General features: G+C 62.3%; 21 protein-coding genes and 1 pseudogene. 7 read left to right on the top strand and 15 right to left on the bottom strand.

All coding sequences use genetic code 11. The annotated features are described in order from the left end of the window. Positions 1 to 24: 24 nt before the first annotated feature. Complete coding sequence (locus FAZ95_RS10900; protein WP_137332458.1) at positions 25 to 1,185, bottom strand: alpha/beta hydrolase family protein; 1,161 nt, start codon at positions 1,183 to 1,185, stop codon at positions 25 to 27. 56 nt (positions 1,186 to 1,241) lie between these two features. Beyond that, a complete protein-coding gene (locus FAZ95_RS10895) occupies positions 1,242 to 2,156 on the bottom strand; it encodes a SphA family protein (protein ID WP_137332457.1) in 915 nt (304 codons plus the stop codon). A 304-nt stretch (positions 2,157 to 2,460) separates the two neighbouring features. Here FAZ95_RS10895 and FAZ95_RS10890 point away from each other — a divergent pair, with 304 nt between their 5' ends. From FAZ95_RS10890 to FAZ95_RS10870, 5 genes are read left to right on the top strand one after another with little or no spacing between them, the layout of a single operon-like run. After that, positions 2,461 to 3,387: a LysR family transcriptional regulator gene (locus tag FAZ95_RS10890; protein WP_137332456.1), complete on the top strand. Its 927-nt coding sequence runs from the start codon at positions 2,461 to 2,463 to the stop codon at positions 3,385 to 3,387. Continuing rightward, positions 3,374 to 4,351: a LysR family transcriptional regulator gene (locus FAZ95_RS10885; protein ID WP_137332455.1), complete on the top strand. Its 978-nt coding sequence runs from the start codon at positions 3,374 to 3,376 to the stop codon at positions 4,349 to 4,351. The genes FAZ95_RS10890 and FAZ95_RS10885 overlap by 14 nt, the downstream gene beginning before the upstream one ends. Before the next feature lie 19 nt (positions 4,352 to 4,370). Next, positions 4,371 to 5,441, top strand: coding sequence for an ornithine cyclodeaminase family protein (locus tag FAZ95_RS10880; protein ID WP_254699670.1), 1,071 nt, complete (start codon positions 4,371 to 4,373; stop codon positions 5,439 to 5,441). A gap of 55 nt (positions 5,442 to 5,496) precedes the next feature. Continuing rightward, positions 5,497 to 6,516 (top strand): dihydrodipicolinate synthase family protein, encoded by a 1,020-nt coding sequence (locus FAZ95_RS10875; protein WP_137332454.1) that lies wholly within the window; start codon positions 5,497 to 5,499, stop codon positions 6,514 to 6,516. 11 nt (positions 6,517 to 6,527) lie between these two features. Continuing rightward, positions 6,528 to 7,997, top strand: a complete 1,470-nt coding sequence (locus FAZ95_RS10870; protein WP_137332453.1) for an NAD-dependent succinate-semialdehyde dehydrogenase — start codon at positions 6,528 to 6,530, stop codon at positions 7,995 to 7,997. 17 nt (positions 7,998 to 8,014) lie between these two features. Here the strand turns inward: FAZ95_RS10870 and FAZ95_RS40880 are convergent. From FAZ95_RS40880 to FAZ95_RS10840, 7 genes and pseudogenes are all read right to left on the bottom strand, one after another. Further along, positions 8,015 to 8,098: pseudogene (locus FAZ95_RS40880) on the bottom strand (tyrosine-type recombinase/integrase); the annotation flags it as partial. Positions 8,099 to 8,110: 12 nt separating this feature from the next. Then, the gene (locus tag FAZ95_RS10865) at positions 8,111 to 8,941 is read right to left on the bottom strand and encodes a quaternary amine ABC transporter ATP-binding protein (protein ID WP_137332452.1); all 831 of its coding nucleotides are present in this window, start codon (positions 8,939 to 8,941) and stop codon (positions 8,111 to 8,113) included. After that, complete coding sequence (locus FAZ95_RS10860) at positions 8,938 to 9,864, bottom strand: ABC transporter permease (RefSeq protein WP_137332451.1); 927 nt, start codon at positions 9,862 to 9,864, stop codon at positions 8,938 to 8,940. The genes FAZ95_RS10865 and FAZ95_RS10860 overlap by 4 nt, the downstream gene beginning before the upstream one ends. Before the next feature lie 52 nt (positions 9,865 to 9,916). Further along, positions 9,917 to 11,071, bottom strand: coding sequence for a glycine betaine ABC transporter substrate-binding protein (locus FAZ95_RS10855; protein ID WP_254699669.1), 1,155 nt, complete (start codon positions 11,069 to 11,071; stop codon positions 9,917 to 9,919). Beyond that, the gene (locus FAZ95_RS10850; protein WP_137332450.1) at positions 11,037 to 11,978 is read right to left on the bottom strand and encodes an electron transfer flavoprotein subunit alpha/FixB family protein; all 942 of its coding nucleotides are present in this window, start codon (positions 11,976 to 11,978) and stop codon (positions 11,037 to 11,039) included. Before FAZ95_RS10850 ends, FAZ95_RS10855 begins: the two co-directional genes overlap by 35 nt. A gap of 11 nt (positions 11,979 to 11,989) precedes the next feature. Next, entirely contained in the window at positions 11,990 to 12,739 is a 750-nt protein-coding gene (locus FAZ95_RS10845; RefSeq protein WP_137332449.1) for an electron transfer flavoprotein subunit beta/FixA family protein, read from the bottom strand. Between the two features lie 18 nt (positions 12,740 to 12,757). Beyond that, positions 12,758 to 15,181 carry a GcvT family protein gene (locus FAZ95_RS10840; RefSeq protein ID WP_137332448.1) on the bottom strand — a complete coding sequence of 808 codons (2,424 nt, stop codon included), beginning with the start codon at positions 15,179 to 15,181 and terminating at the stop codon, positions 12,758 to 12,760. A 432-nt stretch (positions 15,182 to 15,613) separates the two neighbouring features. Here FAZ95_RS10840 and FAZ95_RS10835 point away from each other — a divergent pair, with 432 nt between their 5' ends. Continuing rightward, complete coding sequence (locus tag FAZ95_RS10835) at positions 15,614 to 16,456, top strand: LysR substrate-binding domain-containing protein (RefSeq protein ID WP_137332447.1); 843 nt, start codon at positions 15,614 to 15,616, stop codon at positions 16,454 to 16,456. A gap of 12 nt (positions 16,457 to 16,468) precedes the next feature. Here FAZ95_RS10835 and FAZ95_RS10830 read toward each other — a convergent pair whose 3' ends face one another. The 5 genes from FAZ95_RS10830 to FAZ95_RS10810 form a co-directional block, all read right to left on the bottom strand. Next, positions 16,469 to 17,500: an FAD-binding oxidoreductase gene (locus FAZ95_RS10830; RefSeq protein WP_137332446.1), complete on the bottom strand. Its 1,032-nt coding sequence runs from the start codon at positions 17,498 to 17,500 to the stop codon at positions 16,469 to 16,471. Next, the gene (locus tag FAZ95_RS10825; protein ID WP_137332445.1) at positions 17,497 to 18,744 is read right to left on the bottom strand and encodes an aromatic ring-hydroxylating oxygenase subunit alpha; all 1,248 of its coding nucleotides are present in this window, start codon (positions 18,742 to 18,744) and stop codon (positions 17,497 to 17,499) included. Before FAZ95_RS10825 ends, FAZ95_RS10830 begins: the two co-directional genes overlap by 4 nt. Positions 18,745 to 19,013: 269 nt before the next feature. After that, entirely contained in the window at positions 19,014 to 20,156 is a 1,143-nt protein-coding gene (locus FAZ95_RS10820) for a porin (protein WP_137332444.1), read from the bottom strand. Between the two features lie 174 nt (positions 20,157 to 20,330). Beyond that, positions 20,331 to 21,188: a bifunctional methylenetetrahydrofolate dehydrogenase/methenyltetrahydrofolate cyclohydrolase FolD gene (folD, locus tag FAZ95_RS10815; RefSeq protein ID WP_137332443.1), complete on the bottom strand. Its 858-nt coding sequence runs from the start codon at positions 21,186 to 21,188 to the stop codon at positions 20,331 to 20,333. Positions 21,189 to 21,280: 92 nt separating this feature from the next. Further along, entirely contained in the window at positions 21,281 to 21,871 is a 591-nt protein-coding gene (locus FAZ95_RS10810) for a TetR/AcrR family transcriptional regulator (RefSeq protein ID WP_175425568.1), read from the bottom strand. A gap of 306 nt (positions 21,872 to 22,177) precedes the next feature. Here FAZ95_RS10810 and FAZ95_RS10805 point away from each other — a divergent pair, with 306 nt between their 5' ends. Continuing rightward, a complete protein-coding gene (locus FAZ95_RS10805) occupies positions 22,178 to 23,308 on the top strand; it encodes a branched-chain amino acid ABC transporter substrate-binding protein (RefSeq protein WP_137332441.1) in 1,131 nt (376 codons plus the stop codon). A gap of 128 nt (positions 23,309 to 23,436) precedes the next feature. On the opposite strand, the gene FAZ95_RS10800 is transcribed toward FAZ95_RS10805, so the two are convergent. After that, complete coding sequence (locus FAZ95_RS10800; RefSeq protein ID WP_175425567.1) at positions 23,437 to 24,003, bottom strand: sarcosine oxidase subunit gamma; 567 nt, start codon at positions 24,001 to 24,003, stop codon at positions 23,437 to 23,439. Positions 24,004 to 24,015: the final 12 nt, after the last annotated feature.

Here is a 24,015-nt window from a genome sequence, read left to right as displayed (position 1 = left end):
GCGTGCTTTAAAAAGGTGGATGGGTCAGAGCGCGGTGCGTCCGCCAAGCGTTTCGGCGATCCAGTCGGCGATGAAGTGCCCCGCGTTGATCGAGTTGTCGAAGCTCGAGTGCTGCACGCCGCCCTCGCGCTCGGTGAAGAGCTTGAGCTCGCGCTTCGGGCTGTTCACGAGCTGCTCGTAGGTGCGATGCGCCCAGGCAACGGGGATCTGCGAATCCTTCGAGCCATGCGTGACAAGGAACGGCACCTTGATGCGATCGAGCACGCCGTCGAGACACACGTTTTCGGCGATGCGCATGAAGTCGTCGATGTCTTTCGCCCCCCAAACCCAGCAGACGTGCTTCCAGTAATGCGGTACCGGGAAATTGCCTTCGCGCTGCAGGCGCTTCTTCTGAACGTCGCGCCAGTCGTGATTGGCGCCCCACACCACGCCGCACGCGAAGCGCGGCTCGAAGGCGACGGCACGCGGGCAGTAGTAGCCGCCAAGCGACACGCCCTCCATGCCGATCCGCTTCGGATCGACGTCGTCGCGGCCTTCGAGCCAGTCGACGATCTTGCTCGCCCAGACCTCCGAGTTGTAGACGGCGTGCATACCATGCAGGCGCAGTGCCTCGCCGGTGCCGGGCTGATCGACGATTAGCGACGAAACGCCGCGCGCGGCCAGCCATGCGGGCAAGCCCACGAAGTACTTCATTTCCTTGGTCGAATCGAGCCCGTTCACCTGCACGAGCAGCGGGCTGCGCGCGCCAGCATTCTTGGCTTTCACGAGGAGTCCGGACAGATGCTTGTCGCCGTACGGAACGGTGACGCGCTCGCAGTTATCGCCGGAGAGCGTGATGCCCTTGTCGAACGTATCAAGCGAGCGCCGGTAGAGCTCGATGCGCCCCGGTTCATCGTGCGCCAGCATGCGTTCGGCCGTGATTAGGTAGATGGCCGCGCGCTTGTATTTCTCGCCGGCCGACAGCAGCCGCCCTTTGGCTTCGTCCTCCTGCGCGAGATCGCAGAGACAATCGGCCTTCTCGACCCACGCTTCGCGAAACGCGCGCGTGCCGTCGACGTCCGGCTGCTTGGCCGCTTCCTGCAGCGGCCCGCACATGTCCTCGATTTCGCCGATGCGCGCGCCCATTTCGATGGCGAGATTGACGGACAGATTCCAGACGTAGTTGGTAGGAAAGTAGCGAAACATGCTGATTGCCTTGGTTGAAATTGCGTATTGCTAGATGACGGCGCTTATGACAATGCTTAGCCCTTCCGCCCGAAGCCCGGCCACAGCGGAATGGCGATGTTCAGCCAGACGCTGCTGCTCTTGGCCGTGTTCGCGGCATAGACGCCTTGCTGATAGTTGAGGTTGACGTTCCAGCTTCTGGCGTCGTAGACGACCGACGGACCGATGCCGAAGGTCCTCATGCGGTTGCCCACGTTCACGCCGTCCGCTTTGTCGTCGCTGAACTGGTTCAGGTACGCGCCGACCACGCCGAGCTTCCACGGTCCGAAGTTCCAGCCGGCCTCGAACTCGCCGACGTAGCCATCGCCCGAGCTGTAGTTCGTCGTGCCGTTCTTCTGGTTGAGCAGAAAGCGGTTCGACAGGCCGAGGTCGATGCCGTTGGGAACGTTGTAGCGAACCGAGATCACCGGCTGCACCGAGGTGTAGCCCACCGCCACGCTCGTCTTGACCGGGCTGTAGGAACCCGTTTCGAATGCGACGTCGATGCCTGACGCAATCGCCAGGTTCTGCGAGAGATTCCATTGCAGCAACACCGGTGTCAGCGTGATGTTGGAGAGGCCGTTCTGCGTGCTCGACTGCCCGAAGACGGTGCTATGCAGCGACACGACCGGAACGACCAACTGCGTATAGACGTTCGCGCCGAGGAGGTGGAACGGGTACGCCGCCAGCAGACGAGTGGTTTCCGAAAACACCGAGGTATGGAACGGAATCGGCAGCTTGTTGCCGTCGTTGCCGTAGAGGCCGTTCGCAAAGCTGTAATTGAACTGCTCGAGTGCAAACAGGCCGGGGATCGGCGGCAGGTTGGCGATGTTCGTGCTGACGGCGCCCGCCGGATACGGCGAAACGCCGCCTTCGAAAGCTTGGGCCTCGTTCATCGAACCGGCGGCCAACACGGCGCAGCCGGCGACGGCCGCGATCAGTTTCGTGGACATGCTGTCTCCTCTGCCTAGCGCGCAATCGCGCCGCTTGGCGTCTCTTTAATAGTGGAAAGCGTGGTGCGGACGGCCGAGGTACAGCGGTACGTTCGATCCGAAAATGCCCTGACGCTGGTCTCCCGATGCGATGCTCATGCTGATGTCGCTTCGAGATGTGGCGTAGGTTAAGATGAGCCGAGGTATCCTAAAAATGGATTCGATCCATTGGCGATATGGATGGCGTCAATACTTTCAGGCTAAACCCTGATATCGCGTACGGCGCGGCAACACGCCGACAAAAAGGAGAACGGAGACAGCACGCATGCGGTTCAACAAGCTCGACCTCAACTTGCTCGTGGCGCTCGACGCTCTTTTGAGCGAACAGAACATCAGCCGGGCCGCCGAAAAGATCCACCTGAGCCAGTCGGCGATGAGCAACGCCCTGTCGCGGTTGCGCGAGTACTTCAGCGACGAGCTGCTGGTGCAGGTCGGCCGCAAGATGGAGCCGACGCCGCGCGCCGAGGCGCTCAAGGATGCCGTGCGCGACATCCTCGTGCGCGTCGACGCGACGGTGGCGGCCCAGCCCGAGTTCGTGCCGGCGCAGGCGAATCGCCTGTTCCGCCTGTTCGTCTCGGACTACACGATGACGACGCTGATGCCGCACCTTTTCGCACTCGCCTACGAGCAAGCGCCCGGCATCCGTTTCGAGCTGCGCCCGCAGATTGCCTATCCCCACCGAGTGCTTGAGCGCGGCGAGGCGGATCTGCTGATCATCCCCAAGGAGTACTGTTCGACCGAGCATCCCGTCGAGGTGCTGCTCGAGGAAACGTACGCCTGCGTCGTGTGGGACCGGAGCCCCCTGGCGAAGGGCGAGATGACGAGCGAGCGCTACATGGCGGCCGGGCATGTCGTCGTGCAAGTCGGCGACGGGCAAACGGCACTCGAAGACTGGTTCATGCAGAGACTCGGCGTCGTGAGGCGCGTGGAAGCGAGCACGTACAGCTTCGTGTCGCCCGCCTATCTGCTGGCCGGCACGAACCGGATCGCCACCATGCACCGGCGGCTCGCCGAAGTGGCCGCACGCAGCCTGCCGATCGTGCTGCGCGACGTGCCGGTGACCGTCCCCACGATGGAGCAGGCCATGCAATGGCACAAGCATCGCACCTCGGACCCCGGGCTCACGTGGTTGCGCGGGCTGTTGAAAGAAGCCGTCGCCATGATGGACTCGGCGCGCCATGTCGCTCGCTAAGCCGGCTCAAGCGGGTCCAGCCGGCCAGGCTTCGGCCGGCGCGCCGACCATTGTCGATCCGCGCTGGCTCGTGTTCCTGCAAGTGTCGGCGTCAGGCAGCCTGAGCAAGGCGGCGACGGCGCTCGACATGCCGCAGTCGATGGTCAGCCGCAACATCGCGCAGCTCGAGCAGCAATGCGGCGAGCGCTTGTTTCGCCGCACCGGGCGCGGCGTCGTCCTCACCGAGTTCGGCGAGCAGATGCTGCCGCGCGTCACGCGCCTCGCGGCCGAAGCCGATGCGCTCGCCGACGACATCCGCAGCGCCCGCGGCCAGCCCGCCGGCGAGGTGCTGCTGGGATTGCTGCCGTCGGCGGTGAACCATATCGCGGGGCCGCTCTTTGCGGCCGTGCGCGCCGAACTGCCGGCGGTCAGGCTTCATCTCACGGAAGCCGCCAGTGCGCAGCTCGAAGAGCATCTGCGCGAAGGCCGTCTCGACATGGCCACGGTGCTGAAAGAGGACGAAGCGAGCATCGGCGACTGCCACGTGCTCGCGCGCGTGCCACTGCATTTGATCGGCCGCCGCGGCGATCCCCTCGTCGGGGCCGGCGACGTGCCTCTCGCCGCGCTGTCAGGCCTGCCTCTCGTGGTGCCGGGCCGGCCGCACCTGCTGCGCGCGCGGCTCGATCGTCTCGCCGCGCAGCATGGCATGACGCTGCAGACCGCTGTCGAAGTGGACTCGGTGCGGCTGCAATACGAAGTCGCGGCCGTCGGCGGAGGCTATGCGATCGCCTCGGTGCTGCCCGGCAAGCTCGACGCGCGGCTCGCCTCGTCGCGCATCGTCGAGCCCGTCCTCGAACGGTTCGTCGTGCTTGCCGAGTCGCCGCGCCGCCCTCATACGCGAGCGACCCGCGCCGTGCGTCGCCTTCTTTGCAGCCTGGCCGAATCACTTGAGGGCAGCGACGCCAGCCATCGATCTTCGTCATAGCTGCTTTCGACGCTAAGCAGTGCCCGAAACGGGCAGCGCGTTCTATCGTGTGCCGGCCACTTACTTCCAGGCCCACGCCATGTCAGACGCCGTCACCCTAGCACCCTCCTCCCCCACGCTTTTCCTGAGCGATGCGGACGTCGCTTCGCTCGCCGACTGGCGTTCGGCCGTCGCGGCGCTTTCCGACGCCTATACGAAGCCTGTCTCCAACGCGATGGTGCCGCCGCGTTCGATGGCGCGCGGCGACGGTATGTGGCTGCGCAGCCTGACCGCCGTCTCGCCGAGCGGCGGGCACATGGGCTGCAAGCTGATCGCCGCCAATACGCGCGAGCGTCGCGCCAGCTATCTGATTTCGCTGTTCGACCAGCGGACCATGGCGCTGCGCGCGCTGATCGACGGCAACCGCGTGACGGGACTGCGCACCGCCGCCACCGCCACACTCGCTCTCACCTTGCTGGCGCCGGACCGGCCGCTGCGTGTCGCGGTGATCGGGTCGGGCTTCGAGGCGCGCGGCGCGCTCGATTGCCTTGGCGCCGTGCGCGTGCTGCACAACGTGCGCGTCTTTAGCCCGACGCCAGCAAGCCGCGAGCGCTTCGCCGAAAGCTTCCGCCACACCATGGACATCGCGGCCGCGGACAACCCCGAGGCCGCCGTGCAAGACGCCGACGTCGTCATTTGCGCCGCGCGCAGCCGCGACGAATCCCCCGTGCTGCGCGGGGCCTGGCTGCCGCCCGGCGTCACCGTCGTCTCGCTGGGCTCGACCTTGCCCGAGCAGCGCGAGGTCGACGAAGACACGATGGCGCGCGCCGCCTGTATCGTCGCCGACATGCCCGAGGAGGTCGAGCACGACACTGGCGACGCCATCGCCGCTACGCGCGCCGGCGTGGTGCTCGCGGACCGGCTCGTCTCCCTGAACGCGCTGGCGGCGGGGCGCATCGTCCCGCGCCGCGCCGATGGCGACATCGTCGTCTACAAGTCGGTCGGGTCCGCACTCCAGGATGTCGTGATTGCCGAGATGCTGCTGGCGCGCGCCGTTCAGCAAGGCGTCGGCGTGCCGCTTCCGGCCAGTATCTCGCCCGTTGCGAAATAGGCCTTTCCATCGCCCACGAATTGGTTCAGGAACTCACTCAAGGAGACTCTTCTTCATGGCTAGCTACAAGAAGTCCGACGCCCGCGCCTGGGCGCGCGAACATCTCACCGGCTGCTCGGCCGTCACGATCCCGAGCTATAGCGCGGACCTCAAACGGCTCAATGAGCGCGGCATTCGTCACGACATCGAACTCGCTATGGAATTCGGTTTTCGCTACACGCTGCTGTGCAGCGAAGTGGCGATGACCCCGGAAGAGAACGCACAGTTCACGGCTTGGGCTCGCGACACGGCGGGCGACCGGCTCGGCCTATTCTTCCATGCCGCGTTCGGCACGCTAGCCGAGAACATCGAAGCCGTGAAGCTCGCGGAGGAAGCCGGCGCCGACATCGTCCTGCTGTCGTACCCGCCGCAGTTCTGGCCGACCACCGAGCAGGAAATCTACGCCTACACCAAGACCTTCTGCGACGCCACCCACCTCGCGGTGATGCTGTTCCCGATTCCGCTCTGGGGCTTCGAGCGAGTGCATCCCGCCGGCATGCAGGTGGATCTGGTGCGCCGCCTGCTGGACGATTGCCCCAACATCGTCGCCATCAAATCGGAGCAAGGCTTTCCGCTGCCGGCCGGCATCTGCGAGATGTACCACCACTTCCGCGACGAAGTCGTGATCAGCTGCCCGATCGAGGGCGACGCGATTCCGCTGATGAGCCTCATGAAGCTCCAGTTCTCCGGCACCAGCAACACCGCCTGGATGAGCAGCTATTACCCGAAGGCATTCGAGCTCGCGCGCAATGGACAATGGGAAGAGGCGATGGCGATGTACTGGAAGGTCAATCCGGCGCGCAGCGCGAACGGCGCCGCGGCGCAGACCTATGCGGGCGGCACCGGCGTGCTCAACCGCACGATGTGGAAATACCAGGACTGGCTGGCCGGCTTCAACGGCGGCCCGTTGCGCGCGCCGGCGATGCGCGTGCCCGACCGGATCATGAAGACGCTGCGCCAGGGGCTCGTGGCCTCGGGACTGCCCGTGACCTCCGATCTGGATTCCGCCTTCATGGCGGGCCGCTTCACCTGCTGAGGAAACCGACGATGAAACATCTGCTAAAAGACGCTGCGTTGTGGCGCGAAAGCGCGTTCATCGCAGGCGAATGGATCGGTGAAACGCCGCACGGCCGCTACGCCCTGCGCAACCCCGCCGATCAATCGTTGCTCGTCGAGCTGCCGCGTTGCCGCGAGCCGGAAGTGCGGCGCGCGATCGACGCCGCTCACGAAGCCTTTGGCCCCTGGCGGCGGACAACCGCAAAGCACCGCGGCGAGGTGCTGCGACGCTGGTACGAGCTGACGATGAAGCACCGTGAAGACCTCGCGACGCTCATCACGCTCGAGGAAGGCAAGCCGCTCGCAGAAGCGCGCGGCGAGATCGATTACGCGGCCTCGTTTCTGCGCTGGTTCGCCGAAGAAGCGACGCGCGTGCGCGGCGACGTGATTCCCGGCGCCAAGGAAACGCAGCGGATCATCGCCCTGCGCGAGCCGATCGGCGTTTGCGCCGCCATCACGCCGTGGAATTTTCCGGCGGCGATGATCACTCGCAAGGCCGGACCTGCGCTCGCCGCGGGCTGCACGATGGTGGTCAAGCCCGCGAGCCAGACCCCGATGACCGCGCTCGCGCTGGCCGTGCTGGCGGAGCGCGCCGGCGTGCCGTCCGGCGTGTTCAGCGTGGTGACCGGCAACGATACGCGGGCCATCGGCGGCGAGCTGACGGCCAATCCGCTGGTCCGCAAGATCACGTTCACCGGCTCGACCGAGGTCGGCCGCACGCTGCTCGCGCAGGCCGCGCAGACGATCAAGAAGTGCTCGATGGAGCTGGGCGGCAACGCCCCCTTCATCGTGTTCGACGACGCCGATCTCGACGCCGCCGCTAACGGCATCGTGGCCGCGAAATTTCGCAATACGGGCCAGGCGTGCATCAGCGCGAACCGCGTGCTCGTGCAATCGAGGGTCTACGATGCGCTGGCCGCGCGTGTCGCCGAGCGCGTCGCGAAACTACGCATCGGCAACGGCCTGGAGCCGAACGTGGAACTCGGACCGCTGATCGACGAAGCCGCGGTAGCGAAGGTCGAAGAGCACGTGAGCGATGCGCTCGCCAACGGCGCCCGGCTGCTGCACGGAGGCCGACGGCACTCGCTCGGTGGATTCTTCTTCGAGCCGACGGTACTAGCCGACGTGACGCCCGCGATGAAGATCGCTCGCGAAGAAACGTTCGGCCCGGTAGCTCCACTGTTTCGCTTCGACACCGACGACGAAGCGATCGCGATGGCCAACGACAGCGAATACGGGCTCGCCGCCTACCTCTATAGCCGAGATGCCGCGCGCATCTGGCACAACGCGGCGCGCATCGAATCGGGGATGGTGGGTATCAACTGCGGGCTGATCTCGAACGAATTCGCACCGTTTGGCGGGGTGAAACAGAGCGGCCTAGGGCGCGAAGGCTCGCATCTAGGCATCGATGAGTTCGTGGAAATCAAATATCTGTGCTGGGATGGGCTGATTCCGGCTTGATCCTGGAGGAACGCGCGCGTGAGCCATGCGCCGCAGGCGAGCGCGTGCGGCGCATGGGTGTGCCGCATCCAGTCCGGGTTCGCACGGCGCAACGTATCGGCCAACGGAGGGTATCAAGCCGCCATGCTTTTCATGAAGAAGCGGCGCACATAGTCGTTCGCCGGATTGTTGCGGATTTCTTCCGGGCGGCCGACTTGCACGACCTCCCCATCCTTCATGACAGCGATGCGGGAACCGAGCTTCAGCGCCTCGTCGATATCGTGCGTGATGAAGATGATGGTCTTCCTCAACTCCGACTGCATCTCGAGAAGCAGATCCTGCAGGTCGCAGCGGATCAGCGGGTCGAGCGCCGAAAATGCCTCGTCCATCAGCAGCACGTCAGGGTCCGAAACCAGCGCGCGCGCTAGACCGACACGCTGACGCATGCCGCCGGACAACTCGTCGGGAAACTTGCCGCCATATCCTGCGAGCCCCATGCGGCCATCGAGCCACTTCTGCGCGTCCGCAACCGAGGCAGCCTTCGAGTCGCCTCGAAGCAGCCGGCCGAAGACGATGTTCTCGATGACGGTCTTGTGCGGCAAAAGCGCGAAGCTCTGGAACACCATCCCGATGTTGTGCCGGCGAACGGAGCGCAGCTCAGTCGTGGATAGCTTGAGGATGTCTTTGCCGCGAAACAGCAACTGCCCCGAGGTCGGCTCGATCAAGCGATTGAAGTGCCGCACCAGCGTCGATTTGCCCGACCCCGACAGCCCCATGATGACGAAGATCTCGCCCTCCATGATGTCGAGCGACACGTCGCGCACGGCGACCGTACAGTTCGTGCTTTCGAGTATGTCCGGACGGGCGGCCCCTTTGCGCGCCGCATCGAGCGCGGCGCGCACGCTCCGGGAATCGCGGCCAAAAATCTTATAGACGTTGCGCAGCTCGAGTAAGGTCGCGCTCATGCCTGCGCCTCCTGATGTCTTTCTTCGGCGGCTGCAGCGCTCGCCTTGCGGGACGTATTCGCTTTTGCCGCGCGCTGACGTTCGCGGCGCGAGCGGCCGCACTCCTGAGTCACGCGGTCGAACACCACCGCCAGCATGACAATAGCAAGGCCGGCCTGGACGCCCTGCCCCATGTCGAGGTTGTTGATGCTCGCCAGCACGTCTTCGCCAAGCCCTTTCGCGCCGATCATCGAGGCGATCACGACCATGGCGAGCGACATCATGACGGCCTGGTTCAAACCCGCCATGATCGAGGGCCGCGCAAGCGGCAACTCCACGCTGAAGAGCTGCTGGAGCGGGGTCGCGCCAAACGCCTGAGACGCTTCGAGCACGTCTTCGGGAAGCTGGCGCAACCCGAGCTCGGTCAGCCGCATCAGGGGTGGAAGCGCGTAGACCGTGGTGGCGAACACAGCCGGAACGCGTCCGAGACCGAACAGCATCAGCACGGGTATGAGATACACGAACGAAGGCAGCGTCTGCATCATGTCGAGCACCGGGTTCAATACGCGCCGCAATGCGCGAGACTTCGCCATCGCGATGCCCATGGGTATGCCGATCAGTATCGTCACGAGCAGGGAGACCAGCATGACGGAGAGCGTCGACATCAGCTTGTTCCACAACCCCAGGCACCCAATTGCGTAGGTCAGCGCCACCATCACGCCGGTTGTCCCAATCCGACGGCTGCCTAGCCAGGTCAGCGCACCCAGAAAAAGGAGCACGACAAGCGGCGGCGTGGCCTGCAGACCGTGCTCGACCGGATTGAGCACCCAGACCAGCAGCCACAGGCTGACCTGATGGAACTGATCGGCGTACTTCTGAACGATCTGCGTAAATTCCCGATTGATCGCATCGGCGAGATTCACGGATATGAAAATGTCCTTCACGGCACCGCCTCCGCTTCCCGCCGGTTCCGCAACGGAGCCGGCGACAAAATGCTCACTTTGAAATCGACGCTTCCACCTTCTGCGCCACGTCTGCGGGAACCCATGTGGCGAGTTCCTGCGGATTCGCTTTCAAGTATTCGATGGCCAGCGTACGCGGGTCGATCTTCGCGGAACCCATGCTCGATAGGGCTTGGCTGACCGCCGGCATCGGCAACGAAATCTTGCTGAGGAAATCCGTCACGACGGGATCGGCCGAGGCGAAAGGCGCGGAGACCAACACTTTGAGATTCGTGACCGGAGACGCGCTCGGGCAGGGGCTTTCGTCCTTGCTGTTGTTGATGGTCTTCCAGCACGCTTCGTTGAACGCAGGCTCGTCGAGACGGATGGACGGGTAGCGGGACAGGAGCGTCGAGGGTTGCCAGTAGTAGTAGACGATGGGTTTGCCTCGCTCGTATGCCGAGGCAATGGTTGCATCCATCGCAGCACCCGTTCCGGGATGCGTGTTGGTATAGCTCTGGTCCAGCTTGTAGGCCTTGAGCTTCTGGGTGTTGTCAGACTCGCATTGCCAGCCGATGGGGCAGTTCAGAACACTGCCTTTCGACGGGTCCTCGGGGTCCGTGAACACCTTGCTGTAGTTCACCAGTTGCGCGACCGATTTCAGGTCCGCCGCGACAGGCTTGATGCCTCGTTTGGGGTCGCCTTTGATGACGTACTCCGGAACGTAAAACCCTTCCACGCTCCCGCCCTTCACGAGGTCGCCGATAACCTTGATCTTCCCTTCCTTGGCCGCCGTTTCGACCGCGGCTGTCCGGCCGTTCCAGTATTCGACGAACACCTGAAGATCGTTGGTTGCAACCGCGCCGGTCGTGATGGAGTTCGATCCGCCCACCGTTTCGGTTTTGCACCCGTAGCCCTTCTCGATGACGTAACGCGCGATTTCAGTGAAGAACTTCCCGCTGTCCCAACCGATTTCAGCGAAGCGAATGGGTTTTCCGGAACTGCACCACGGCGACGCCGTGGCGGCCGATGCCGAAACGGAAAAGCCGGCAACGCCGACGGCCATCGCCGCATAGCAGAGTAACTTCTGAAAGTTCATGATTGCCTCGTGTGGTTTGACGGATTGCTTGCTTCCTGCCGGACTTCTCGTGTTGCGTCGGCCGCGCGCTGTGCGATCAGCTCGCGGCCAACCATTGCGGAACCGCCGCAAACAAGTCGGCAACGAGACCGATGTCGGCGACGCCGAAAATGGGGGCATCCGGGTCCGAGTTGATGGCGACGATGGTCTTCGAATCCCGCATGCCCGCCAGATGCTGGATGGCCCCGGAAAGGCCGATTGCGATGTAGATATCGGGCGCCACGATCTTTCCCGTCTGCCCGACTTGGCGGTCGTTGGGCGCGTATCCCGCGTCGACCGCCGCGCGTGACGCGCCGAGCGCCGCGCCCAGCTTGTCGGCAAGCGGCGCGAGCATGATGTCGTAGCTGTCCTTGCTGCCGAGCCCGCGCCCTCCCGAAACGATGACTTTCGCCGACGCGAGGTCCGGTCGGTCCGACTGGTCGGCATGGCGCGCCGTGACTCGGGTCCGCTTCGGGTGCTCGATGACGGCGCACGATTCGATCGCCGCCGCTGCGGCGCCCGAAGCCGGCGCAAAGGCCGCGGAGCGCACGGTGATCACCTTGATCTTGTCGAGCGCCTCGACGGTGGCAATCACGTTCCCCGCATAGATCGGCCGCGCGAAAACGGCATCGCTGCGCACGGCGGTGATATCCGAGAACTGCGCGACATCGAGCGTCGCGGCGACGCGCGGCGCCACGCTCTTGCCGAAGTTGCTCGCGCTGAAGAGAAAGTGCGTATAGCCTCGCGAATCGAGCGCGAGCACGGTGGCCGCCATGCTCTCGGGGTTCCGGTCGGCCAGCACCTCCGAAGACGCGACGAGAACACGATCGATACCCAGCGTCGAGGCCAATCCGACGGATGCATCGAGCCGATGCCCCGCCAACAGGATGTGCACTTCCGTCCCGGTATGGCTCGCGATTTCGCGCGCAGCCGTGACGGTGCTGAAAGTCGAAGCAAGCAGGACGTCGTCGACGACGTCCGCGACAACAAGAATCGCCATGGAGGATCTCCCTAGATCGAAGTGGACACGGCACGCAAACGCGCGATCAGGGCTGCAACATCCGGCACCCGTTCGCCCGCTTTTCTCGGCGGCGGCTCTTCCACGCTGACGGTCTTGAATCGCGGGGCGATGTCCACGCCAAGGCTCGCTGCATCCAGCGTGTCGAGCGGCTTCTTCTTCGCTTTCATCAGATTCGGGAGCGTGACGTAGCGCGGCTCGTTCAAACGCAGGTCAGCGGTGACGACGGCGGGCGGCGACATCTCCACCGTCTCGGAACCATCGTCTGTTTCGCGGGTGACCAACAGTTGCGCGCCGCGCCGTTCGATCGCCGAGGCGAACGGCGCTTGCGGAAAATCGAGCAGCGCGGCCAGCAACTGGCCCGTCTGGTTCGAATCGTCATCGATCGCCTGTTTGCCGAGCAGGATGAGATCGGGGGCTTCCTTCTCGGTGATCGACTTGAGCAGCTTCGCTACGGCGAGCGGTTGCAATTCCGCTTCCGTCTGAACGAGGATGCCGCGATCGGCGCCCATCGCCAAAGCGGCTCGCAATGCCTCTTGCGACGCAGCCGTCCCGCACGAGACGACGATGACCTCTGTCGCGACGCCCTGCTCCTTCAGCCGGATCGCCGCCTCTACAGCGATCTCGTCGAACGGGTTGAGGGTCATCTTGACGTTCGCGAGGTCGACGCCTGCATGGTCGCTGCGCACGCGCACTTTCACATTGGGGTCCACGACCCGCTTTACGCCCACGAGTATCTTCATGGCTATTTTCCTGGCTGGTTACTTCGCCGTGCGCATGCGTGCGCCCTTCGGGTCATAAGGAATTTCGGACAACAGCTTCGCCGCCCGCCGCTCGCCGAGAACGTGCACCTCGTAGGTGGCATCGGCATCGATTTGCGCGGTCTCGATGTAGCCCATGGCCAGGCTCTTCTTGACGGTGTGACCGTAGCCGCCTGACGTCGTGAAGCCCACCACCTTCTCGCCGAGCCAGATGGGTTCGAAGCCGCTCGCGTCTGCGTCGGTGGCGGCAATCTCGAGCATGACGAGGCGGTGGGGCGGGGTTTCGTCCTTCGCGCGCAACGCGGCTTCGCGACCGATGAACTCGGGTTTTCCGAGGTCCACGAAATGCGCGAGCTCGTTCATGAAAGGCGTGTATTCGGGGCCGAACTCGCGCGACCAGATTCCAAATCCTTTTTCGAGGCGCATCGACAGCAAGGCCCAGACGCCGTATTCGCGCAGCCCGAGGTCGCTGCCCGCTGCGAAAAGCTGCTCGTAGAGCGAGCGCACATAGGTCGACTCGCAGTAAAGTTCATAGCCATACTCGCCGGTGAGCGACATGCGCGCCATCGTCACCGGTATGACTCCGGCTTCCGCGGCGGTGACGGAAAGCAGAGGCTTCGCAAGCTCGACGGCTGCATGGCCGACCAAGCGCTCGACAAGCGCCGATGCCTTGGGACCGGCAACCGCGAGCATGGAGAGTGCATCGCTGCGGTTTTCGATGCGTACGGAACCATCCGATGGCAGATGCGCTTCGAACCACCGCATGTGCCACTCCTGCAGATACCCGGAGCCTGTCACGAAGAAGGTCTTTTCCGCCGGACGCAAGATCGTCAGGTCGCCCATGAGGCGCCCCGATTCTCCGAGCATCGGCGCCAGCCGCGCCCGGCCCACGGCCGGAATCTTGGAGGCGAACATCCGGTCGAGCCATGCGTGAGCCCCAGGTCCCGTCACCTCGTACTTCGCATATCCGCTCGCATCGAAAAGACCGACGTTCTCGCGCACGTTTGCGCACTCGGCGGCAACCACGTCGAACGCATTCGAACGCTTGAACGTCGGGACCTCGAACGCCTTCTCGCCCTGCGGCGCAAACCACAACGGCGTTTCAAGGCCATAGCTGACGCCGAATACCGCGTTCTTTTGTTTCTGAAGCTCATAAAGCGGCGTCGTCCTCATCGGGCGGCCAGCCGGCCACTGCTCGTTCGGACGCGCGAGGTAGAAACGGTGCTCGTAAAATTCCTTGGCCTTGGCCGTCACGAAGTTCTGCGTGAGCTTCGGAAAGCGCGCGACGTCGAAACCGAACACGTTGTCCTGCGGTTCGCCGTCAATCATCCATTGCGCAAGCGCGAGCCCCATGCCGCCGCCTTGGCTGAAACCCGCCATGCAGCCGCAGGCGGCCCAGTAGTTTCGCTTGCCGCGCACCGGCCCGACGAGCGGGTTGCCATCGGGCGTGAACGTGAAGGGGCCGTTGACGATGCGCTTGATGCCGGCATTGCCGACGCTCGGAAAACGCTCGAATCCCTTCATGAGCTCGTTCTCGAGTTTCTCGAGATTCGGCTGGAGCAAATCGGTTTCGCCATAGTCCCAAGGGGTCCCCGAGAGCGACCACGGCGTCGAGTTCTTTTCGTACACCCCGAACAGCACGCCGGCGTGCTCCTGCCGCATGTAGATCTCTCCGTCGAGATCGACGACCACCGGAATTTCCTTGCCGAATGCCTGCAGCTCGGGAATCGCCTCGGTGATGAGGTAGTGATGCTCCATCGGGATGAGAGGCAGCTTGACGCCCGCCATCATGCCGACCTCTCGAGCCCACAAGCCCGCGGCGTTGACCACATGCTCGGCATGAATCACGCCCTTATCGGTAACGACATCCCATGAGCCGTCGGAACGCTGCTGCAGGCTCTCGACCTTCGTATGCTGGTGAATCTCGGCGCCCTGCTTCTTGGCCGCCCGCGCGTAGGCGTGAGTCGCGCCATACGGATCGAGGTGACCCTCGTCAGGCATCCAAAGGCCGCCGATCACATCGGTGGTATCGACGAGAGGACAGCGCGCCTTGATTTCGGATGGCGTGATCAGCTCGCTATTGACGCCCATGAAGCGATGCCGCGACCATTCCGTGCGCAAGAACTCCCAACGCTCGGGCGTGGCTGCAATCGTGATGCCGCCGGGCACATGCAAGCCGACGTCCTGGTCGCCCGCTTCCTGAATCTCTTTGTAGAGCGCGATGGTGTACGTCTGCAGCCGGACGACATTCGGATCGCTGTTGATCGCATGAAAACCTGCCGCAGCGTGCCACGTGGAGCCCGCGGTCAACACCTTGCGCTCGAGCAGCGCAACGTCTTTCCAGCCGAACTTTGTGAGGTGATAGAGAACGGAGCAACCCACCACGCCCCCACCAATCACCACAGCCTGATAGTGAGATTTCATTTTTCCGCCACGTTGGAACAGTTTGACTCTCTCGAAGGGCATCACATGTGCGGGCAGCGTTGGCGACACAGGTAGCAAGCTTCGATGGCTCAAACTTAGGCAGCCAGAAAACAGGCGGAAACTCAAAAGAGTTGAGGTTATGCATGCGATTTTTGATGCAAGCGGAAATTGGCCGTCAATGCCCTGAATTGACGTGAATTTTCTGTGTGGCTTGTGGGTGTTGGATCAGCGCCCCTAGGGAATGTCCTTAGCCGCCGACGGATACGATCCCGTAGTCCACAAATTTTGAATGCCTTAAAGTGATTGCTCCGAGGCCCTCGGGCCAGATGCCGGAATGCACCGGTTCCCGGAGTTCGCAAATTGGCCACGTCACGCAGCAAGCGTTTACCGCCTTTGAACACGATTTCCGCCTTCGAGGCATCGGCGAGACTGATGAGCTTCACGAAGGCGGCGGAGGAGCTTCACCTCTCGCAGGGCGCCGTGAGCCGGCAGATTCAGGTGCTAGAGGAGCGCATGGGCGTGCCGCTCTTCAATCGCCGGCACAAGGAGATTCAGCTGACGCGCGCCGGGCTCATCTTCCAGCAAGCCATCGCCCAGAGCCTGAACACGATTCGCCGCGCCGTGACGATGATCGAGGCGCTCGATACCAGTACCGTGACCATTGCGGCCAGCAACGCCATGGCGAACTTCTGGCTGATGCCGGCCATCTTTGAATTTCGCAGCGAACATCCGCATATCGACATTCGCGTGCTGGCAAGCAATTCGCCGGTCGACCCATGGCACGAGCCTATCGATCTCGCCATCCGGTATGGCGACGGGCACTGGCCGAACCTCACGAAGGTCAAGTTGTTCGAAGAGGAGATTTTCCCCGTCTGCGCGCCTTTGTATTTGCAGAAGCACGACATCCGGACGGTGCGGGACCTGATGGAGTGCGAGCTCATCGAATACGACTCGGACACCGCCGTGTCGAATTCCTGGGACACGTGGCTCGAAAATGCCGGCGTGCAGCCCGGCGCGGTGCGAAAGAACCTGACGCTGTCCAATTACGACCTCGTCTATCGCGCAGCTTGCAACGGAAAGGGAGTCGCGCTCGCCTGGGCTTATGGGGTTCCGCAAGAGGACAGGGAAACACTCCTCGTTCGGCCGCTCGATATTTCGCTGAAGACCGGCCTATGCGAATACATCATTTACGCAGACAATGAGGAGCTCAGCATGCCCGCCAAGATCCTCCTTGAATGGCTCACCGATTTCGGCAAGCGCAGCATCTGGACGTGATGTTCCCGGCGCCTAGTATTCGATGGTGACGTCGGATAGCGCCACCGAGCAGCACGGCAGGATGTAGCCTTCTTCCACTTCTTCGTCCGTGATGCCGCCGTTGTGGTGCATCTCGACTTGCCCTTCGAGCTTGCGGAGCTTGCAGGTCCCGCAGACGCCGGAGCGGCAGGCGTTGGGAATCTTTGGCCCGCTCGGCAACGCATGGACAGCATCCAGAATGGTCGCGCCAGGTGCGCACGTCACATCCAAGCCGGACTCCGACAGTCGAACGCTCGGAATGCCGATCGACGCCGGTACGTGTACCGGCGCCGACTCGGGCAGCACAAAGCTTTCCTGATGGAATCGTGCTGGCGTACCGCCGCTCTCCAAGAATAGGCTGCGCATGGCCGACATGAACGAATCAGGTCCGCAGCAAAACACCTGCCTCGAAGCCCAGTCGGGAACCGCCTGCTCAAGAACGTCTCTGCCCAGGCGCCCCGAGACACACTCCGCGCCGCTCCCCCGCGATGCGAAGAAATGCGGAGCGATGCCACGCGACGAACGGGCCATCTCGCGCAATTCGTTGCGAAAGAGAATATCGTCAGGCGTGCGAGCAAACTGCAGAAACTCGATGTCCGTATTTTGGCCTTGCGCGTGGACGGATCGCGCCATAGCGATGAGCGGGGTCATGCCGACGCCGCCGGCAACGAACAGCAACGGCTCCCAATGGTTCTGCGGCAACACGAAATCACCGGCCGGCCTGGAGACCTCCAGGCTTGCGCCGACCGTGAGCGCTTCGTGAAGCCAAGTCGAGACCACTCCACCCGGCGCATGCTTGACCGTGATTTCGAACGCGTCTCCCCGCTCGGCGCGCGGCGCCGACGAAACCGTATAGCAGCGGTAGACTTTCTCGCCGTCGATATCGAGGCCCAGCGTGACGTACTGTCCGGCGTCGAAGGAAAAGGGCTCTTGCGACCGAGCCGGCGAGAACCGAAACGTCTTCACGTTCCAGTTCTCGCGGACGATGCCGACGCACGTCGCCTCAGTGAACGCACGCCCCATCATGCCTCGATGCACTCCACGGGAATCGTCTTTGGCGCATTGCTCAGCTCGGACGCCAACGTGGCCAGATACCAATCGATGAACTCGGTGACGCCGCGCTCGACGAGCGGCGAGTACGGTCCCGGCTGATAGCCCTTCGAGTTGATCCCCTGCTGATTGGTCTCGACGAGCCGCTGATCCTGAGCGTTCGTGGCCTTCCAGACGGCAGTCAGGTCTTCGAGGTCGTAATCCCTTCCTTCCTCAGCATCCCCGTTGACCAACCACCACGTCGTAACCTGCGTTTCCGTAGCGCTGAGCGGAAGCACCCGGAAGGCAATGGCGTGATCCGACAGCACATGGTTCCACGTGTTGGGGAAGCGCAGCAAACGCAGCGAACCCACGTCCTCGTCCTGATTCGTGCCCAACAGCTTCTTGCAGGCCAGCTCGCCGCTCATCGTGAAGGAAAGCCCCCGCTCCATCGCTACGCGGACAAGGCGGTAGCCCTCGTCGGTCTCGATCGGCTGATGCGGCAAACCAGACGCCGTCCAGCGTGCTTCATCCCTCAGGCACTTTTCGGCGTATTCCCCGCCGAATCGCGGATCCGTCGGTCCGTCGAATTCGGAAATCGTGCGCAGGAGTTCCGGGTGACTTGCGGTGCAGTGGTAGCACTCCCTGTTGTTCTCGATTACGAGCTTCCAGTTGGCCTTCTCGACGATGGTCGATTCGAACGCCACCTTGGCGTTGTCGAGCCCATGAGGCTTGAGATACGGCGACACCTGCTCGCGAAAATGCTCGAACGGTGACGGCTTTTCCGCGAGAGAGATGAAGATATAGCCTTCAACCGATTCGCAATGCACAGCCTTCAACGCGAATTCCGACGGATCGAAGTCCTCCCCCATCTCCTTGGAGAACAGCAGTTTTCCGTCGAGCCCATAGGTCCATTGATGATAGGGGCACGTGAACGTCCCCGAAGAACCCTTCTCGCCGGCGCAGATCCGGGAACCCCGATGGCGGCAGGTGTTATAGAAAGCCCGGATCGCCTTGGTGCGGTCGCGAACGACGACGATCGAACTGCGACCGACCTCGAGTGTGAACCAGTTGCCCGGCTTCGGAATTTGCGCGGCAACGCCGGCGAAGAGCCACTGGCGCTCCCAAATCAGTTCCAGTTCGCGCTCGAACACTGCCTGGTCAGTGTAAAACGGCTGCGGCAACGACCGCCCGGATTGGCGGGATTCGACAAGGGAAAGAAGTTGATTGTTCGACAGCATGATGAGGTTCTGTGTGCGTTTTGAATGCGCCACGGAACGTGGCTACCTATACCGATTTGAATCGCTCCGCAGCGAGCTTGCAAACCATGAAAACTGATGGTCAGCATGCATTTTTGGAGGTCATGCATTGGCGCACATGCCGCAATGAACGCAACGCGGAGGATCGAACGGCCACATCGGCGCACTGCCGCTGCCCGCCATGAATTCATGCACGGCAGCGAGCAGCGAGCAGCGAGCAGCGAGCAGCGAGCAGCGAAAAAGACTTGGCGTTAGAAAAGATGTTTCATGCCGATGCGGACCACGGCCTGCTTGTTGGTCGAGGAAGAGTTGTCGGTCCCTGAGATGTACGCCGTATCGAGGAAGGTTCCGGTCGAAGCCGACACCTTCTGATACACCGCCTGCACGTAGACGTCGGTTCGCTTCGACAGGTAGTAATCCGCCACCAGGCCGACCATGTTCCATTTCGGCTTCGAGCTTCCGTTGCTGGCGTCATACCGGCCGCTCGTATAGGTGTACATAGCGCCCGCGAAGAACGCCGGGGTGAAATAGTACTGAGCGTTAACTTCGAAATTGTCGAACGTGAGCGAGTGGACCGAGATTCCGGCTGGGAAATTGGAGGGCGTCAAGTATCCGTTGCCCGTTGGATTCTCGATTCTCGAGTGCGTATAAACAAAGCCCAACGTGGCCTGCGAAATCTTGTAGTTGATGCCGGCGCCAAACTCGCGCTGATTCGAGGCAAAGAAGCTCGCGTCATTGGCCGTCACCGCGCCCGTTGACCCCATTCCAATGTTGTCGACGTCCATATACCCCACGCCAATCGTGAACGCGCCGCCGACGTAGCTGGCGCCGACGCTCATGGCCCGGTTATTGGAAAACTGTCCGGCGGTATTGCTGAATCCATACAAGCCGCCAAATTTGAAGCCGCCGATATTGGGGCTCGTGTACTTGACGGAATTGTCGACTCGGAACGAATTGTCGGTGTTGTCGTTGTCGTACGGGTGAGCGAAAAGAAATCCGGCCCAATTCCCGTTCGCCGTGGTCGGGGCCAGGAAATCCACAACGGAATCGTACTGACGCCCAAGGGTCACCGAGCCGTAGTTGTCGGAAAGCCCGACAAAGGCTTGCCGGCCGAACATGCGCCCACCCTGATTGAGCCGCCCGCTATTGTTGTCGAAACCGTTCTCGAGCGTAAAGAGAGTTTTCAATCCGCCGCCCAAGTCCTCCGCGCCTTTTAGGCCCCAACGGCTGCCGTAGCCGTAACCGGACGCCATTTCGAAGTTGTGATTCCCACCGGTATTGTTTGTGTAGTTGATGCCATCGTCGATAACGCCGTACAACGTTACCGTTGACTGCGCAAACGCCTGCGAGGCTGATGCAGTCGCTAAGGCGAGGACAAGCAAGGACTTCTTCATCGGTATCTCCAGACACGCAGTTCGCTTCATTGGATTTATCGGCCCCTGGCTTGCGTCAAGCCGAGAGCCCGTGAAGTATTGCTGTCTGGAGACTAAAAAGACGAAAATCTATCTGCAATCCAAAGTATTTCATACAATGCATTCAAAAACGAATGCAAGCTCGAAGAAAGCGGGTTATCCGCGAGCGCTTCGCTCAGCGGACTCCAGCGTGTTGACCAGCAACATGGTGATCGTCATAGGGCCGACGCCGCCCGGCACGGGCGTGACATGGCCGGCAACTTCGCTTACCGAAGCAAATTCGACGTCGCCGCATAGCTTGCCTGCGTCGTTCTTGTTCATGCCGACGTCGACGACGGTCGCACCCGGCTTCACCATCTCGCCCGTCAAGATATTTCTCTTGCCGACCGCCGCCACGACGATGTCCGCCGACCTGGTGTGGCGGCTCAGGTCCGCTGTCTTGCTGTGGCAGACCGTCACCGTTGCGCCGGCCTCGAGCAGCAGGAGCGCCATTGGCTTGCCGACAATATTGGAGCGGCCGATGACTACGGCATGCTTGCCTGAAATCGGAATGTCGTAGGCCTCGAGCATTTTCAACACCCCGTACGGCGTGCAGGGCCTGAATTGCGGTCGGCCGGTCATCAGCGCACCGGCATTTGCCACATGGAAGCCATCAACGTCCTTCTCGGCAGCGATGGCCTCGATCACCTTATGACTATCGATGTGTGCCGGCAGAGGCAGCTGCACGAGGATGCCGTGAATCTTGGGGTCGGCGTTCAGCTGAAGAATCCGTTCGAGAAGCTCGGCTTCGGTTACCGTTGCCGGCATGCGGTCAAGCGTGGAAAACAGGCCATGCTGCTCGCACGCCTTGACCTTGTTGCGCACATAGACCGCGCTGGCTGCGTCATCGCCAACGAGCACCACGGCGAGACCCGGCGTCGTCCCTTTTGCAGCCAAGGCCGCCGCACGCCTCGATACCTCCTCGCGCAACTGCTTGGCTACCGCCACACCGTCGATCATCTTCGCTTGACTCATCTTCCGCTCCGCACGATGTCCGTAGAGGCTCGAAGGTTGCCTCTGGTCCCGGCGATAATGTACACAACCGTACATTGAGTCAAGCGCGAAAATTAGAGCTTGATGCCGCTCAGCACCTCGAGATAGCGAGGAGCGACGCGCTTGCGCACCTCCTCGCTTTCCTTGATGCCCGTCAGGTAGTACCCCAACTGATGGAAGTACAGGATTTTTGCGCGGATGAGGCTATCCGGCTTGGTGTGCCCCATGTCCTGAAAGATCTTCTGAAGATGCGCGATGCGCTGCCGGTCGATGCGGGCGACTTCCTTGGCGATGGCCGGATCCTTTCGCGCCCATTCGCGCACGGCCATGTCGAATTCCGAAGAGAACTGGCGTTCGTCGATGAACAGATTGATCAGCTGACGCAAGCGCGACTTAGCCAATTGCCCGCGCTCTTTGGGATCCGTCTCGTGCGGCTGGACCATCGACCTCAGAACCCGGTCGTTCACCTCGGACCAATATTCGACCAGCGCATCGAGCAATTCCTTCCGATTCTTGAAGTGCCAGTAGAAGCTGGAGCGGCTGATTTCGAGCATCGCCGCGAGCGGCTCGACTTTGACTGCGTCGATGCCCTGCTCGATGAGAATCGCGCGCGCAGCATCGAGCCAGACTTCGCGGTCCACGACTGGCCGCGCGGCCTTGGTCATCCTTTTCGTCGGTTTTTCACTCGCCATTTCCACAGACTTTCGCATTAGATGTCGACAGATTTGCTCGCAAGCATAGCATTGCCGGCTCCACTGTCGCCTCAGGAATGCGGCATGACTGCATCGCCTTCCCGACGACGTGCCGAGCCCTCCGAGGGTGCGTAAACCACTACGCCACCACGGCAAAAAAACGTTGCCCAATGTTTTTTGCGGATCTATCTTTTATGTACATAACTGTACAATAATTCCGAATCTGGCAAATCTTTCGGGCCCGACTTACAACACCGACTCAGGAGTGAGGTGAATCACATGCGAGTGGCAATTCGAAGTGCTTTGACGCTGGCCTGCGTGGCCAGCGCAACTTCCGGCGCGTACGCCGACCAGACGGTCACCATCGGATATGCCGGCCCTCTCACCGGTGAGGTCGCGCACGTGGGCAAAGATGCGGAGAACGGCGTCAGGCTGGCGATCGAGGACGCAAACGCGGCCGGTATCAAGATCAAAGGCGTTCCGGTCCATTTCGACATTGATTCCCAGGACGACGCAGGCGACCCGAAGACCGCTGTCGACGTCGCCCAAAAGCTGGTTGACCAGAAGGTCGCCGGAATCGTCGGACACCTGAATTCGGGGGCCACCATTCCAGCGTCGAAGGTCTATGCCGGCGCCGACATCCCTCAGGTGTCGCCGTCGGCGACCAACCCCATCCTGACGCGCCAGGGTTTCGCCACGGCATTCCGGGTGATCGGCGACGACAGCTATGTCGGGCGCGTGGTCGCGCAATACATGGCAAAGACGAAGGGCTACAAGCGGGTCGCGATTATCGATGACCGCACGTCCTTCGGCCAGGGGCTGGCCGACGTCGTGGCGAACGAATTGAAAGCGGCAGGCGTCGACGTCGTCGACCGCGAGTTCGTCACCGACAAGACGATCGATTTTCGCGGCATCCTCACGGCCGTCAAGGCGAAAGATGCTCAGGCCATCTTTTACGGCGGCGTCGACGCCCAAGCCGGCCCGCTGCGCAAACAGATGGTTGCTCTCGGGATGACGATGCCCCTCGTGGGCTCGGCAATCGAGACGGACAAGTTCATCGAATTGGCCGGCCCCGCAGCCGCTGAAGGCACCGTGTCGGCCGAGTCGGGCGAACCTATCGACAGCATGCCCAAAGGCAAATCGTTCGAGCAGAAGTTCAAGAAATACGGCTCGGTGGTGCTCTATGCGCCTTATGCCTACGACGCCACATGGGCGCTCATCAACGCCATGAAGCTCGCGAATTCGACGGCACCAGCGGACTATCTTCCCGCCATGAAGAAGGTCACGTTCGAAGGCGTGACCGGCAAGATCGCTTTCGATGAAAAGGGCGACCTTCGCGCGGCCAACGTGACTCTCTACGAGGCAAAGAGCGGCAAGTTTTCTCCGATGACGACCGTATCGCTCAAGTAGCCCTGGATACGCAGGCGTGCCGTCACGATGTTTCCTCCGATGGCACGCGCTCAATCGCCTTCTTCAAATAAAAGGAGGCTCGCCTAGAACAGCGAGCCTCCTTTTCGTCAGCGCAGCGCAACCGAAGCTCACTGAGCTGGCGCCATAAACTCCTCTGCCGCATCCAACAACCACTTGAGGACGAACTCGACGTAAGCGACGTCGAAGTAAATTGCGTAGTCGTCCGCCTCCCCTCGCATCAACACGGCGGGCAGGCCCGCGAATCGCGTCGTCACTGCGCGGCCGGCCGGAAAGGCGACGGGATGCATGTCGATGGAGCATCCTTTCGAGAGAAACGCGGTCGCATTGCTTCCCGTGACGAGGAAACCAACCCTGCTATCGGATACCAGCGTCACGGTCGCAAACTGCCCCGCCAACGCCGCTGTCAGCGCCGAAACACACTTGTCTTCGTCCGCGAGAGCGCAGTAGCAGAGGTATTCGTTGGGACCGGCCCAGGCAAGCCTTGCCTCGGCGCCCATCGATATCGCTTCCCCTTCAGGCAGTCGAAGACCGAGTGCTGCGGCGACGCTCGAGCGGAATGCTTCATCAGCGGAGCGCCCTTGCACGCGGACGATGCCGGCGAGCGGCAACGCCGAAATCTGCAAGGATCCCGCGCGGATGGGAAAAGCGCTTTCGCTGACGAACTGCGGCGACACTGTCGAACGCGC

The sequence above is a fragment of the Trinickia violacea genome (assembly GCF_005280735.1).
Classification (GTDB): Bacteria; Pseudomonadota; Gammaproteobacteria; order Burkholderiales; family Burkholderiaceae; genus Trinickia_A; species Trinickia_A violacea.
The sequence above is the reverse complement of the archived record's forward strand: the minus strand, read 5'-3'. Positions and strand labels throughout refer to the sequence as shown.

Excerpts from the sequence above, each read along its gene's own strand:
- FAZ95_RS10825 (WP_137332445.1), bottom strand. The coding sequence starts at position 18,744 with ATGCTGTCGAACAATCAACTTCTTTCCCTTGTCGAATCCCGCCAATCC.
- FAZ95_RS10840 (WP_137332448.1), bottom strand. The coding sequence starts at position 15,181 with ATGAAATCTCACTATCAGGCTGTGGTGATTGGTGGGGGCGTGGTGGGT.
- folD (WP_137332443.1), bottom strand. The coding sequence starts at position 21,188 with ATGAGTCAAGCGAAGATGATCGACGGTGTGGCGGTAGCCAAGCAGTTG.
- FAZ95_RS10835 (WP_137332447.1), top strand. The coding sequence starts at position 15,614 with ATGAGCTTCACGAAGGCGGCGGAGGAGCTTCACCTCTCGCAGGGCGCC.
- FAZ95_RS10850 (WP_137332450.1), bottom strand. The coding sequence starts at position 11,978 with ATGGCGATTCTTGTTGTCGCGGACGTCGTCGACGACGTCCTGCTTGCT.
- FAZ95_RS10810 (WP_175425568.1), bottom strand. The coding sequence starts at position 21,871 with ATGACCAAGGCCGCGCGGCCAGTCGTGGACCGCGAAGTCTGGCTCGAT.
- FAZ95_RS10830 (WP_137332446.1), bottom strand. The coding sequence starts at position 17,500 with ATGATGGGGCGTGCGTTCACTGAGGCGACGTGCGTCGGCATCGTCCGC.
- FAZ95_RS10845 (WP_137332449.1), bottom strand. The coding sequence starts at position 12,739 with ATGAAGATACTCGTGGGCGTAAAGCGGGTCGTGGACCCCAATGTGAAA.
- FAZ95_RS10885 (WP_137332455.1), top strand. The coding sequence starts at position 3,374 with ATGTCGCTCGCTAAGCCGGCTCAAGCGGGTCCAGCCGGCCAGGCTTCG.
- FAZ95_RS10865 (WP_137332452.1), bottom strand. The coding sequence starts at position 8,941 with ATGAGCGCGACCTTACTCGAGCTGCGCAACGTCTATAAGATTTTTGGC.
- FAZ95_RS10805 (WP_137332441.1), top strand. The coding sequence starts at position 22,178 with ATGCGAGTGGCAATTCGAAGTGCTTTGACGCTGGCCTGCGTGGCCAGC.
- FAZ95_RS10870 (WP_137332453.1), top strand. The coding sequence starts at position 6,528 with ATGAAACATCTGCTAAAAGACGCTGCGTTGTGGCGCGAAAGCGCGTTC.
- FAZ95_RS10890 (WP_137332456.1), top strand. The coding sequence starts at position 2,461 with ATGCGGTTCAACAAGCTCGACCTCAACTTGCTCGTGGCGCTCGACGCT.
- FAZ95_RS10820 (WP_137332444.1), bottom strand. The coding sequence starts at position 20,156 with ATGAAGAAGTCCTTGCTTGTCCTCGCCTTAGCGACTGCATCAGCCTCG.
- FAZ95_RS10900 (WP_137332458.1), bottom strand. The coding sequence starts at position 1,185 with ATGTTTCGCTACTTTCCTACCAACTACGTCTGGAATCTGTCCGTCAAT.
- FAZ95_RS10895 (WP_137332457.1), bottom strand. The coding sequence starts at position 2,156 with ATGTCCACGAAACTGATCGCGGCCGTCGCCGGCTGCGCCGTGTTGGCC.
- FAZ95_RS10875 (WP_137332454.1), top strand. The coding sequence starts at position 5,497 with ATGGCTAGCTACAAGAAGTCCGACGCCCGCGCCTGGGCGCGCGAACAT.